This is a genomic window from Nocardia sp. GCM10030253, from assembly GCF_042675075.1.
Taxonomy (GTDB): Bacteria; Actinomycetota; Actinomycetes; order Mycobacteriales; family Mycobacteriaceae; genus Nocardia.
In genome coordinates, this window is the sequence record NZ_JBHTDL010000014.1 from 179,500 (window position 1) to 192,035 (window position 12,536).

At 65.6% G+C, this 12,536-nt stretch carries 14 protein-coding genes; 9 read left to right on the forward strand and 5 right to left on the reverse strand.

Annotated elements, in window-relative coordinates; translation table 11 throughout:
- Window positions 1-14 precede the first annotated feature (14 nt).
- Complete coding sequence (locus tag ACFQZZ_RS30355; RefSeq protein WP_378687532.1) at window positions 15-1,268, forward strand: primosomal protein; 1,254 nt, start codon at window positions 15-17, stop codon at window positions 1,266-1,268.
- Complete coding sequence (locus ACFQZZ_RS30360) at window positions 1,265-1,987, forward strand: hypothetical protein (protein WP_378687534.1); 723 nt, start codon at window positions 1,265-1,267, stop codon at window positions 1,985-1,987. Before ACFQZZ_RS30355 ends, ACFQZZ_RS30360 begins: the two co-directional genes overlap by 4 nt.
- Here the strand turns inward: ACFQZZ_RS30360 and ACFQZZ_RS30365 are convergent.
- From ACFQZZ_RS30365 to ACFQZZ_RS30375, 3 genes are all read right to left on the reverse strand, one after another.
- On the reverse strand, window positions 1,966-3,063 hold the full coding sequence (locus ACFQZZ_RS30365; protein ID WP_378687536.1) for an adenosine deaminase: 1,098 nt from the start codon (window positions 3,061-3,063) through the stop codon (window positions 1,966-1,968). The two genes, ACFQZZ_RS30360 and ACFQZZ_RS30365, sit on opposite strands and share 22 nt — an antisense overlap.
- Window positions 3,064-3,237: 174 nt before the next feature.
- Window positions 3,238-4,527 carry a thymidine phosphorylase gene (locus ACFQZZ_RS30370; protein ID WP_378687538.1) on the reverse strand — a complete coding sequence of 430 codons (1,290 nt, stop codon included), beginning with the start codon at window positions 4,525-4,527 and terminating at the stop codon, window positions 3,238-3,240.
- Between the two features lie 79 nt (window positions 4,528-4,606).
- On the reverse strand, window positions 4,607-5,008 hold the full coding sequence (locus ACFQZZ_RS30375) for a cytidine deaminase (RefSeq protein WP_378687540.1): 402 nt from the start codon (window positions 5,006-5,008) through the stop codon (window positions 4,607-4,609).
- A 302-nt stretch (window positions 5,009-5,310) separates the two neighbouring features.
- On the opposite strand from ACFQZZ_RS30375, the gene sdhC reads away from it, so the two are divergent.
- The 7 genes from sdhC (at window position 5,311) to ACFQZZ_RS30410 (ending at window position 10,975) form a co-directional block, all read left to right on the forward strand.
- Window positions 5,311-5,709, forward strand: a complete 399-nt coding sequence (sdhC, locus tag ACFQZZ_RS30380; RefSeq protein ID WP_378687541.1) for a succinate dehydrogenase, cytochrome b556 subunit — start codon at window positions 5,311-5,313, stop codon at window positions 5,707-5,709.
- 73 nt (window positions 5,710-5,782) lie between these two features.
- A complete protein-coding gene (locus ACFQZZ_RS30385; protein WP_378687543.1) occupies window positions 5,783-6,214 on the forward strand; it encodes a succinate dehydrogenase hydrophobic membrane anchor subunit in 432 nt (143 codons plus the stop codon).
- Between the two features lie 15 nt (window positions 6,215-6,229).
- Entirely contained in the window at window positions 6,230-7,996 is a 1,767-nt protein-coding gene (sdhA, locus tag ACFQZZ_RS30390) for a succinate dehydrogenase flavoprotein subunit (protein WP_378687545.1), read from the forward strand.
- Window positions 7,996-8,769 carry a succinate dehydrogenase iron-sulfur subunit gene (locus tag ACFQZZ_RS30395; RefSeq protein ID WP_378687547.1) on the forward strand — a complete coding sequence of 258 codons (774 nt, stop codon included), beginning with the start codon at window positions 7,996-7,998 and terminating at the stop codon, window positions 8,767-8,769. Before sdhA ends, ACFQZZ_RS30395 begins: the two co-directional genes overlap by 1 nt.
- Window positions 8,770-8,998: 229 nt before the next feature.
- A complete protein-coding gene (locus tag ACFQZZ_RS30400) occupies window positions 8,999-9,781 on the forward strand; it encodes a DUF1460 domain-containing protein (RefSeq protein ID WP_378688032.1) in 783 nt (260 codons plus the stop codon).
- A gap of 324 nt (window positions 9,782-10,105) precedes the next feature.
- Window positions 10,106-10,462, forward strand: coding sequence for a nuclear transport factor 2 family protein (locus ACFQZZ_RS30405; protein WP_378687549.1), 357 nt, complete (start codon window positions 10,106-10,108; stop codon window positions 10,460-10,462).
- An 84-nt stretch (window positions 10,463-10,546) separates the two neighbouring features.
- On the forward strand, window positions 10,547-10,975 hold the full coding sequence (locus ACFQZZ_RS30410; protein WP_378687551.1) for a hypothetical protein: 429 nt from the start codon (window positions 10,547-10,549) through the stop codon (window positions 10,973-10,975).
- A 103-nt stretch (window positions 10,976-11,078) separates the two neighbouring features.
- Here the strand turns inward: ACFQZZ_RS30410 and ACFQZZ_RS30415 are convergent, their stop codons facing one another.
- Together ACFQZZ_RS30415 and ACFQZZ_RS30420 are read right to left on the reverse strand one after the other, a co-directional pair.
- Window positions 11,079-12,002 (reverse strand): alpha/beta fold hydrolase, encoded by a 924-nt coding sequence (locus ACFQZZ_RS30415; RefSeq protein WP_378687553.1) that lies wholly within the window; start codon window positions 12,000-12,002, stop codon window positions 11,079-11,081.
- A gap of 329 nt (window positions 12,003-12,331) precedes the next feature.
- Complete coding sequence (locus tag ACFQZZ_RS30420; RefSeq protein ID WP_378687554.1) at window positions 12,332-12,493, reverse strand: hypothetical protein; 162 nt, start codon at window positions 12,491-12,493, stop codon at window positions 12,332-12,334.
- Between the last annotated feature and the right edge of the window lie 43 nt (window positions 12,494-12,536).

Here is a 12,536-nt window from a genome sequence, read left to right on the forward strand (position 1 = left end):
ATAGGCTTCCGCTCATGGCTTCTGGAGACATCGTCCCGATCGAGCTCGGCCTGACCGACGGCGATCTGGTCACCCTGTGGGCACCGCGCTGGCGCGACGGTGACGACGAGTGGGAGGCATTCCTCGGACACGAGGACTCCCTCTACGGTTTCGAAACCGTTGCGGAGCTGGCCGCCTTTATCCGGACCAACTCCGATAACGACCTGATCGACCATCCGTCGTGGAAGGTCGTCGCCGGTCTATCGGCGGTGGAGCTGGAGCCGGAGGAGAACTTCACCTTCGACCTGGTGGCGGTGCCGGAGCTGGCCGCGGGCGATCCCGATGTCGACTCCATCGCGGAGCTAGAGGACACCCTCGCCATGGTGCGCAACATCGGCGAGGTGTGCGAACTGGAGACGGTGACCAAGTTCTTCGGTTCACACCCCGTACTAGGCGCACTGCCGGGCGGGGTCAGTGCCTTCCTCGGGCGTGACGGCGAAGAGCTCTGGGATCAGATCGGCGCCGCCATCGCCAAGGGCTGGGACGACGTCCTCGATGCCATCGACTCCGTGGTGCAGACCCCGGATGTGGACGCCGAGGCCGTCGCCGTCGCGGAGGCGGAGTTGCTCGCCGCCGAGGAGAACGTCGTCGACGCCGACGACGCGGCCGACAGCGAGGAAGAAGAAGAGTTCGAGACCGTCGATCTCGATGCGGACGACGAAGACGAGGAAGAAGAGGACGAGTCGTTCTGGAACGAGGTCGGCATCGACCCGGTCAAGATCGTCACCGCCGAGGGCAACTACTTCACGCTGCGCTGTTACCTCGACGACGAGCCGATCTTCCTCGGCAAAGACGGCTCGATCACCGTGTTCGGCTCCGAGCGGGCGTTGGCTCGCTACCTCGCTGACGACCACGAGCACGATCTGTCGCGGGTGAGCACCTACACCGACGTGCAGACCGCAGCCGTCGACGGTTCGCTCGAGGTGGAGGTCACCGACGAGAACGTCTACGTGCTGCCGGGCCTGGCCGACGATCTGGCCGAGGGCCCGGAGGCAGTCGACATCGAACAGCTCGATCTTGCGGTCGAACTGTTCACAGATGCCGCCGACTATGCCGACGACGACACCGTGGAGCAAGCGCTGGCTCAGTCCAACCCGCTGGGCTGGTACGTCTCCTACCTGCTGAACCCGGACCCGAACAGAATGGCCCCCAATCCGCCGTTCGCCGCGGAAGCGCAGAGTTGGCGGGAGCTGGAGCGCAACTTCGAGAGTCGGCTCGCACCGCAGTGACCGCTCGAACGCTCCGGATACCCGCTCGATTCAACGGCCCGCCCGACTCCGGCAACGGCGGCTATGTCGGCGGGCTGCTCGCCGAGCAGCGCGACGATGCCGCGGTGACGGTGATCCTGCGCGGCCCGCCGCCGCTGGACACGGAGCTGCAGATGCGCGACGGCCGTTTGTACGACGGCGACACCCTGCTCGCCGAATCGCGGGCGGGAGCATTCGAACGGGACACGCCGCAGTGTGTGTCCTTCGCCGACGCCGAGGCCGCCACCAGCTCATACCAGAGCAATGAGCTGTTCGCGCACTGCTTCGTCTGCGGCAGTGCACGCACCGACGGCCTGCGGATCGAGGCAGGCGTGGTCGGCGACGGGTTGGTCGCCGCGCCGTGGATTCCCGACGCTTCGCTGCCGCTGGAAACCGCCGTGTTGTGGGCCGCGATGGACTGCCCCGGCGGCTGGTCGCTGCCCGGGATGTTCGAACGGCCCGCGGTGCTCGGTTCGATGACCGCCACCGTGCACGCGCTGCCCGAGGTCGGCGAGCGGTGTGTGGCCGTCGGCGAGAACCACGGCGAACAGGGCCGCAAGTCCTTTGCCTCGACGGCCGTCTACGGCGCGGACGAACGTCTGCTCGGCCGGGCCGAGCAGATCTGGATCCGCCTGAACCAGGTCGATAAAGCACACGCGGAATCCACTGCCGCCGTGGACTATCCGAGTAGCACCGCGTAGCCCGGCTTGATGATGTCGTCGATGATGCGCAGGCGTTCCGGGAACGGGATGAAGGCCGACTTCATGGCATTGATGGTGAAACGCTCCAGATCGCTCCAGCCATAGCCGAAGGTGTCCACCAGCTTCGACATCTCTTTGCTCATGCTGGTGTCGCTCATCAGCCGGTTGTCGGTGTTGACGGTGACGCGAAAACGAAGTCGGGCCAGCAGGTCGAAGGGGTGCTTGTCCAGCGACGGGACGGCGCCGGTCTGCACATTCGACGACGGACACAACTCCAGCGGAATCCGCGCGTCGCGCACATAGTTCGCGACCAGCCCGAGGCGGGCGTCCTCGATGGCGCCGGGCACAGCGATGTCGTCGGTGATCCGCACTCCGTGGCCGAGCCGGTCACAGCCGCAGAAGGCAAGCGCCTCATGGATCGAGGGCAGACCGAAGGCCTCGCCCGCGTGAATGGTGAAATGCGCGCTATTGGCTCGCATGTACTCGAAGGCGTCCAGGTGTCGGCTCGGCGGGAAACCCGCCTCCGCGCCCGCGATATCGAAGCCGCCGACGCCACGGTCACGGAAGCGAACGGTGAGCTCGGCGATCTCCCGCGAGCGCGCCGCGTGCCGCATGGCGGTGAGCAGGCAGATCACCACGATCGGGTGCCCCGCCGCCGCGGCCGCCGCCTCACCCTCACGGAAGCCGGCCAGGGTGTGCTCGACCACCTCGTCCAGGGTCAGGCCACGCTCCAAGTGTTGTTCGGGCGCGAAGCGCACCTCGGCGTACACCACGCCGTCGGCGGCCAGGTCCTCCGCGCATTCACGAGCGACCCGGCGCAACCCTTCCGGTGTCTGCATCACCGCGACGGTATGGGCGAAGGTTTCCAGATAGAGCTCCAACGAACCGCTGTCGGCCGCATCGCGGAACCACGCGGCCAGCGCCGTCTCGTCGGAGGCGGGTAGGTCGTCGTAACCGCAATCGACGGCGAGCTCCAGAACCGTCGCAGGCCGCAGTCCACCGTCGAGGTGGTCGTGCAGCAGCGCTTTGGGAGCTTGGCGGATCGAGGCAAGGGTCAAAGGCATCGGTCCTGTCATGACCACACGTTAGCCGCATGCCACCGCTCTGGCAGCCCACTTGGTGCGCGTCACCACCTGTGATTGCCCTCTCGGGCGCGCCGCCGTGAGACGTCGAACTCATCTCGCCTGCTCGAGTGGCCGTTCGCCGCCGGATGCAGTAAATCCCGGTCGACTCCCGGCGATTCGGACCCGTCAGTGTCCGATCCGTCCGAGGATCAGCGGTGTGTCCGGTTTCGGGCCTGCCCCATTGATCGTGATCGAATCGCTCAGCGCCGCAAGGGCGCCGGAAAACGCACCAGGGGTGTCGGTGTGCAGGGTGAGCATCGGTTGGCCCGCGGTAACGGAATCACCTGGCTTGGCGTGCATTTCGATGCCCGCACCGGCCTGCACCGGGTCGCCCTGCCTGGCCCGGCCCGCGCCGAGCCGCCAAGCGGCGATACCGACACCCATGGCGTCGAGACCGGTGAGCACACCGTCGCACTCGGCTCGCACGATTTCGGTGTGCTTCGCCCGCGGCAGCGGCGCGTCCGGGTCGCCACCCTGCGCCTGGATCATGGCGCGCCAGTGGTCCATCGCGCGGCCGTCGGCCAGCACGTCGGCAGGATCGATGTCGAGTCCGGCCTGCGCGACCATCTCCCGAGCCAGCGTGAGGGTCAGCTCGACGACATCGGCGGGACCGCCACCCGCAAGCACCTCCACCGACTCGGCGACCTCGAGCGCATTGCCCGCGGTGCGTCCGAGCGGGGTGTCCATCGCGGTCAGCAACGCGACCGTGCGCACCCCGGCATCGGTGCCGAGTTCGACCATCGCCGTCGCCAATTCACGTGCGCCCTCGATGGTCTTCAAGAACGCGCCAGAGCCGACCTTCACATCCAGCACCAGTGCGGCAGTCCCCTCGGCGATCTTCTTGCTCATGATCGAGCTGGCGATCAGTGGAATGGATTCGACAGTCCCGGTGACATCACGCAGCGCATAGAGCCGCTTGTCCGCGGGAGCCAGATCGGCGCCCGCGGCGCACACCACCGCGCCGATGCCGGGATCGGCCAATATCTCCCGCATCCGCGGCACCGGCACGTCAGCCTGCCACCCCGCAATGGCCTCGAGTTTGTCCAACGTGCCACCGGTGTGCCCGAGCCCGCGCCCGGACAGCTGCGGCACCGCCGCACCGCAGGCCGCGACCAAAGGCGCCAACGGCAGCGTGATCTTGTCCCCCACCCCACCCGTCGAATGCTTGTCCACCGTCGGCCGCGGCAGATCGGTGAAATCCATCCGCCGTCCCGAGGAAATCATCGCGGCGGTCCAACGTGCGGTCTCCCGCCTCGTCATCCCCCGCCACACGATGGCCATCGCCAATGCCGCCATCTGTTCGTCGGCCACCGCCCCCTTGGTGAACCCGTCGACCACCCAGTCGATCTGTGCGTCCGACAGCTCCCCGCCGTCCCGCTTGGTCGTGATGATCGAAACCGCGTCAACTGCCGTCACGTCGGCCAGTCTGGCACGACATTCCGCCGGACTCCGGTTTCATGTCGGTGGCTGAAGTCCCGGCCATCACAGTCGGCAGTTACTTCTGCCCGGCGTCCAGGTCATCCGGACCGAAGGCGTCGGGAAGCAATGCGCTCAGCGGAACGGGTCCGGCCTTGTGGTCGATCAGGAGGTCGGCCCCGCCGTGCTCGTAGAGCAGTTGTCGGCATCGCCCACACGGCATCAGGATTTCGCCGCGGGAATCGGTCACGGAGACCGCTGTCAAGCGGCCCCCACCGCTCGATATCAAGTTACCGATGAGTACACATTCGGCACAAAGGCCTAGTCCATATGAGACATTTTCCACATTGCATCCGCTTACAATTCGACCGTCGGCGCTGAGTGCCGCCGCGCCGACCGGGAACCGCGAGTATGGCGCATAGGCATTGCGCATAACTCGAATAGCATTGTCGCGCAATATATTCCAGTCGATTTCCGACATCGACGACCTCCCTCGAGACAGCCCGAATCAGGCCGCGCGAGGGCTGCTGCGCAACCCTTCACGCATCAAGAAAGGTAAACCTAACTCGTCCGAATGTCGCGCAACGCACGGCACGCCGAATTAGTTCCGGCATTGAGAGGGGATTAGAGTCCACAACAGATCGGTTCAGGTTCCCGGCGGCGGGCCCCGCGCTAGCTCTATGGCACAGCAAAGCGCAGCCACCTGGGCATTCGCCCCTTTTCGCATGACGGCGTCGGATCTGTGACCGGGTCCATCAACGACGTTGGAGGCGACCGCACTCTATGACCACGATAGAAGCTCCGGCACAGCCGAAGCGGAAGACGCTGTACCGAGGCGACCCCGGAATGTGGTCTTGGGCGTTGCACCGGATCACCGGTGTCACCATCTTCTTCTTCCTCTTCGTGCACGTCTTGGACACCGCACTGGTTCGGGTCAGCCCCGCCACCTATAACGAGGCGATCGAGACCTACAAGAGCCCCATCGTCGCGCTGATGGAGATGGGCCTTGTTGTTTGCGTGGTGTTCCACGCGTTCAACGGCGTCCGGGTGATCCTGGTCGACTTCTGGGCCAAAGGCCCCAAGTACCAGCGCCTGATGCTCTGGATCGTCCTCGCTGTCGTGTTCCTGGTGGCGGCTCCCGCGATCGGCCGTATGTTCTTCTACCTCTTCACGGAGCACTGATCATGAGTGAGCGAATCGTGAACACAGCCGCCAGTGCGGTCATGTCGGCGCCGAGCATTAGCGAGGCGGAGGCATGAGCGCACCCATTATCGGTAAGTCTTACGACCGGCCGGCCAGCCTGGACCTGCCTCGCTCGCCGCGGGCCCGTTCGAACAACAACTTCGAGAAGTACGCGTGGCTGTTCATGCGCTTCTCCGGCCTGTTGCTGATCGTGCTCGTGCTCGGTCACATGGCGATCATGCTGCTGCTCGACGGCGGCGTGAAGCGTCTGAACTTCGCCTTCGTGGCGGGCCGCTGGTCCAGCCCGTTCTGGCAGTTCTGGGACCTCACCATGCTGTGGCTGGCTCAGCTGCACGGCGGCAACGGCCTGCGCACGGTGATCGCGGACTACTCCCGCAAGGACTCGACCCGGTTCTGGCTGAACACCGCGCTGGCCATCTCGATGATCCTCGTGGTGGGCGTGGGCACCTACGTCATCTTCACCTTCGACCCCAACATCAGTTAGGAACAGGCCACCTCGATGAGTGAATCGCGGATTCAGGAGCATCGCTACGACGTCGTGATCGTCGGTGCCGGTGGCGCCGGCATGCGCGCGGCGATCGAGGCCGGCCCCCGGGCGCGCACCGCCGTACTCACCAAGCTCTACCCGACCCGCAGCCACACCGGCGCGGCACAGGGTGGCATGTGCGCTGCGCTGGCCAATGTCGAAGAAGACAACTGGGAATGGCACACCTTCGACACCGTCAAAGGTGGTGACTACCTGGTCGACCAGGACGCCGCGGAGATCATGGCCAAGGAGGCCATCGACGCGGTGATGGACCTGGAAAAGATGGGTCTGCCGTTCAACCGCACCCCCGAGGGCAAGATCGACCAGCGCCGCTTCGGTGGGCACACCCGCGATCACGGCAAGGCCCCGGTCCGCCGTGCGTGCTACGCCGCCGACCGCACCGGTCACATGATCCTGCAGACCCTCTACCAGAACTGCGTCAAGCACGACGTGGAGTTCTACAACGAGTTCTACGTGCTCGACCTGGTGATGACCGAGTCCGACCGCGGCCCCGTCGCGACCGGCGTCGTCGCCTACGAGCTGGCCACCGGCGACATCCACGTCTTCCACGCGAAGTCGATCGTGTTCGCCACCGGCGGCTCGGGCCGCATGTACAAGACCACCTCGAACGCGCACACGCTGACCGGTGACGGCATGGCGATCGTGTTCCGCAAGGGTCTGCCGCTGGAGGACATGGAGTTCCACCAGTTCCACCCGACAGGTCTCGCCGGACTCGGCATCCTCATCTCCGAGGCCGTCCGTGGTGAGGGCGGCATCCTGCGCAACGCCAGCGGCGAGCGCTTCATGGAGCGCTACGCCCCCACCATCAAGGACCTCGCGCCGCGTGACATCGTCGCCCGCTCGATGGTGCTCGAGGTGCTCGAGGGTCGCGGCGCAGGACCGAACAAGGATTACGTCTACATCGACGTGACCCACCTCGGCGAGGACGTGCTCGAGGAAAAGCTGCCCGACATCACCGAGTTCGCCCGCACCTATCTGGGTGTGGACCCGGTGACCGAACTGGTGCCGGTCATGCCGACCTGTCACTACGTGATGGGCGGTATCCCAACCAAGATCCGCGGCGAGGTGCTGCGCAACAACACCGACGTGGTGCCCGGCCTGTACGCGGCGGGCGAATGCGCGTGCGTCTCGGTGCACGGCTCCAACCGCCTCGGCACCAACTCGCTGCTGGACATCAACGTGTTCGGCCGCCGCGCGGGCATCGCCGCCGCGGAGTACGCGCTGCGCACCGAGTTCGTGGAGATGCCGGAGAACCCGGCACAGATGGTGCAGGAGTGGCTCGCGCTGATCCTGTCCGATCATGGCAACGAGCGCGTCGCCGACATCCGCACCGAGTTGCAGTACACGATGGACATGAACGCCGCCGTGTTCCGCACCGAGGACACCCTCAAGCAGGCCCTCACCGACATCCACGCGCTCAAAGAGCGGTACCGGCGGATCACGGTGCAGGACAAGGGCAAGCGCTACAACAGCGACCTGCTCGAGGCCGTCGAGCTGGGCTTCCTGCTCGAGCTGGCCGAAGTCACCGTGGTCGGTGCGCTCAACCGCAAGGAATCGCGTGGCGGCCACGCCCGCGAGGACTACCCGGACCGCGACGACGTGAACTTCATGCGGCACACGATGGCCTACAAGGAGGGCGCGGAGCTCATCTCCGATATCCGCCTCGACTTCAAGCCGGTGGTGCAGACCCGTTACGAGCCGATGGAGCGTAAGTACTGATGACTGCCGTAGCCGAAGCACCCTCATCACAGAAGCCCGCGCCGATCCCCGAGGGGTCGGTCATGGTCACCGTCAAGGTCGCCCGGTTCAACCCTGAGGACGACAAGGGCGCGCACTGGGAGTCCTTCCAGGTGCCGGTCCTGACGACCGACCGCTTCCTGAACGTGCTCATCTACATCAAGTCCTACCTGGACGGCACGCTCACCTTCCGGCGCTCCTGTGCGCACGGCGTGTGTGGCTCCGACGCCATGCGGATCAACGGTGTGAACCGACTGGCCTGCAAGGTGCTGATGAAGGACATGCTGCCCAAGGACGGCAAGTCCATCACCCTCACCGTCGAGCCAATCCGCGGCCTGCCCGTGGAGAAGGACCTCGTGGTGAACATGGAGCCGTTCTTCGACGCGTTCCGCGCGGTGAAGCCCTACCTGATCACCTCGGGTAACGAGCCCACCCGCGAACGCATCCAGAGCCAGGCCGACCGCGCCAGGTTCGACGACACCACCAAGTGCATCCTCTGCGCCTGCTGCACCACCTCCTGCCCCGTGTACTGGAGCGACGGCAGCTACTTCGGCCCGGCCGCGATCGTGAACGCCCACCGCTTCATCTTCGACAGCCGCGACGAAGCCGCCCGCGAACGCCTCGACATCCTCAATGACGTCGAAGGCGTCTGGCGCTGCCGCACCACCTTCAACTGCACCGACGCCTGCCCCCGCGGCATCGAGGTCACCAAGGCCATCCAGGAAGTCAAGCGCGCACTGCTGTTCACCCGCTGACCCGCCTGGACCCGGTTCAGTCGACAAAGGCCGCCTCCATCGAGAGATGAAGGCGGCCTTCGTTGTTCTCCGGCTCAGCGAGCCTCGCTGGTCATCGACGTCGTTGATCGACCTGACAGCCTCGCGTTTGCCTGCCGTCGGACTACCGTGGGTATCGCTCTCCTACACCGACCGACTCGTCACTTCCGCTGGAGGCGTCTTGCGCACCATCGCTCGTGTACTGCTCGTCATGCTGGCCATCGCCTGTGGCACAGCGCCGATATTGCCCGCAGCGCTCGGCGCACCGAATGCCGCGAATCTCGATGACGCCACCGCAGGGAGAATCGACGAGTTGCTGGCATTGCGCGCCGCCGCGCCCGGTGGCCAGAGCAGGGGCGAGCTGATCGAGCTGCTGTCGCGTCAGTTCCTCGGCACGCCGTACGGCGCGGACCTGCTCGTCGGCTCGGCGACCCAGCCCGAACAGCTGGTCATCGACTTCCGCCGGGTGGATTGCTTCACGTACCTCGACTATGTCGAAGCGCTCAGTCGATCCACCGACCGCGACCAGTTCGTGGCGAACCTGATCCAGACGCGCTATACCGACGGCCGAGTCGATTTCCAGCAACGCAAACACTTCTTCAGCGATTGGTCACACACCGCGAGAATCGCCGCCACCGATATCACCGCGACCCTGAGCACCGCCGCGGTGACCGTAACCAAGCATCTCAACGCGAAAGCCGATGCAGGAACGTATCTTCCGGGACTGCCGGTGGTCATTCGCGGCATCACCTACATACCGAGCGCCGCCGTGAACGACAACGTCATCGGCCAACTCCGCACCGGCGACTACATCGGCGCCTACACCGACCTACCGGGCCTGGACGTCACCCACGTCGGCATCTTCGTCATGACCCCCACCGGCCCAATTTTCCGCAACGCATCCTCCCTTGCCGCCAACAACAAGGTCGTCGACTCCCCCTTCGCCGACTATGTGCGCTCGACCCCCGGCATCGTCGTGCTCCGCGCGCAATAACCACTGGTAGATGCCGCCTTCATTGCGGAGTTGTTCCTAGGTGGCAAGAGTCCGTCAGCGGTCGAGCCTGGCTACCCGCGTCTTCGGGGCGATCATGCGGTATGCCTCGACGACGAGCTCACGTACCTCAGTCCAGTCGACCGGGACGTCGAGGTAGACGCCCAGCCAACCCGGGCCGCCGAAAGGTGCGTGGCGGTGTAGGTATCCCGTCGCGGAAAGTACTGATAGACGACTGATTCGGCACCTATCGGCTAGGTCATAACGTAGTTCTCGTCCAACACGGACACCGAGAAACCGCAGACCACAAGCCCTTCGGAGGCCGAAATGAACATCATCGTCGCCCAGTACCTGGAAGCCTGGAACGCCACCGACGCCACCACCCGCACAGCCGCCATCGCCCGCGTCTTCACCGAAACCGCCACCTACACCGACCCGCTGGTCGCGGTCACCGGACACCACGAACTCGACGCCGCCATCGCCGGTGTCCAAGCCCAGTTCCCCGGCTGGGTATTCACCCTCGCCGGGCCCGTCGACGCCCACCACGACCAGGTGCGCTTCACCTGGAACCTCGGCCCCGCCGACGGCCCGGCCATCATCGTCGGCTTCGACGTCGCAGTCATCGACAACGGCCGCATCAGCCAAGTCCTCGGCTTCCTCGACAAAGTCCCCGCCACCCTCTGAACCTCGGCCCGGCCGCATTCCGACCACCACAGCCGGTCTCCATCTAGCCGACCTGAAACCCGTTCTCCAGAAAGAAGCACGATCATGACCACCACCGCCACCACCGCGCCCTCCTACCTCGACACGCTGCTCGCTCCCGGACCGAAACTGCTGCGCACCTCGCTGCGCCTGGACGCGGTCATTACCGGCGTCAACGGCCTCGCCTACCTCGCCCTGTCCGGACCACTGGAAACTTTGCTCGGCCTCGACACCCGCATCGGCATTCCGATCGGCATCTTCCTCACCCTCTACGGCATTGCCGTGGCCCTCATCGGCGTATCCACCACCATCAACACCAACCTGGTCCGCACCGTCATTGCCGCCAACACCGCCTGGACTGTGATCAGCGTGGTCGCGCTGATCGAAGGCGCACTCGACCTCAGCCTGATCGGCGGCATCTGGACGGTCATGCAAGCCATCACCGTCGGCGGCTTCGCCGCACTGCAGTACCTGGGCTTGCGCCGCAACCAGTGAGACGAAACCACCACGACGACAATCGAATCGACCCACGCGGTATCGGCACGAGCCGATACCGCGTTCGTCGTCTATCAACCATGACAACGGCCACCGCGCTCGGCTACGGCTGCGCGCGATCGAACACATCGCGGATCGCCTGAACTACCTCGTCCGGATTGTCGAGCTGGATAGTGCTGTGCTTGGCATCTTCGAGTGCACGGTATTCGCCGTGCGAGACCGAGTCGGCCAGTGCTGTGTAGAGGCCCCTTTTGCTGTCGGTCAGTTCCCGCTGAGCCTTCTCGGACATGACCAGACGCTGTCCGGAATCGACGCCGAGCGCGGACAGTGCGATGATCGGCACATCGGGAACGGTTCCGCCGCTACGCAATTCGTCGGCCAACGCAACGATGGTGCTGCGCTCCCGCGCACCGATCCGCATCCACTCGGGGTCGACGTGACCGGCGACCAGCGGGTCCCGGATTTCCGATGGCCACTGCGCGAACATCTTCTTATAGAAGGGCCGGGCGAGCAGACCGATGAGCGCCGTCTGGAACCGACCGGGTACCGCGTCCGGAGTCTTGTCCAGATGCAGGCTTTTCGGCATGTACGTATCCCACTCCTCGTAGAACGCCTCCAACGCGACCAGGCCGGCCACCTCGTCCGGGAACAGCTGAGCGAAGCGGCGGGCATAGGCGCCACCCAGCGAATGCGCCACAAGGACATAGGGCGCGGGCACCTCTGCGGCGCGCAGCAGATTGCGCAGCTCGGTGGCGACTTCGGTTGCGGTGCGCGGCAATTCGACGCGCTCGCTCCAACCGGTGCCGCCCCGGTCGTACAGCACCGAGGTGGTCCATTGGGCAACTTTGTCGTGGATGCTCAAGTAGTCAAGGCCGACCGCGCTGGCTCCGGGTAGAAAGACCACGGTAGGACCGCCGCTCCCGGACCGGTGGAGAAACAGCTGCCGTCCGTCCACGTTGTAGTAACGACCCACTGGCGGAATGGCCGGTGCCGCGCCGCCGCCACGCCGATTCGTCAGGGCGTTCATGGTGATGCCTCCTCAGTGCGATACCGGTGATGGGGTACTCGATCATCCGATGCCTTGGGTCGATCCAGGTCGGCGATTTGTCGGGCCCAACGGTCGGGATCCGCGAGCAATTCGGTCGGCGGAATTGCCCAGCATTCGGCGAGCAGGTCATAACCGAGCCGTCCGGTCTCCGCGTGCCGTGCCCACTGGCGTCTGCGCCATGCGCGGCCAGGAGCGTCTGGACAATCTCCGAATCCAGCTGGTGTGCGGGGAGGCCCGCATCGTGCAGCGCCGACCAGTGCATGGCCATACCGGCCGAATGCCGGGCGGCCTCGGCGGGTTCCGCGCGCTCACGCTGCTGGGCATAGGTCTCGACGGCCCGCACCGCCGCCGCCACCGCCGCCTGCTCCGGCGCGCGCACCGCGCAGCATGGGGCTCATCGAGACGAGAACCGAGCTCACCACGCCGATGGCCGTAAACCCGGCGATCGTCGGCACGGTCACTCCTGCCATGGCCATCCGCATCGCGACCGCGGATGCCAGGTGGCAGGTGGTT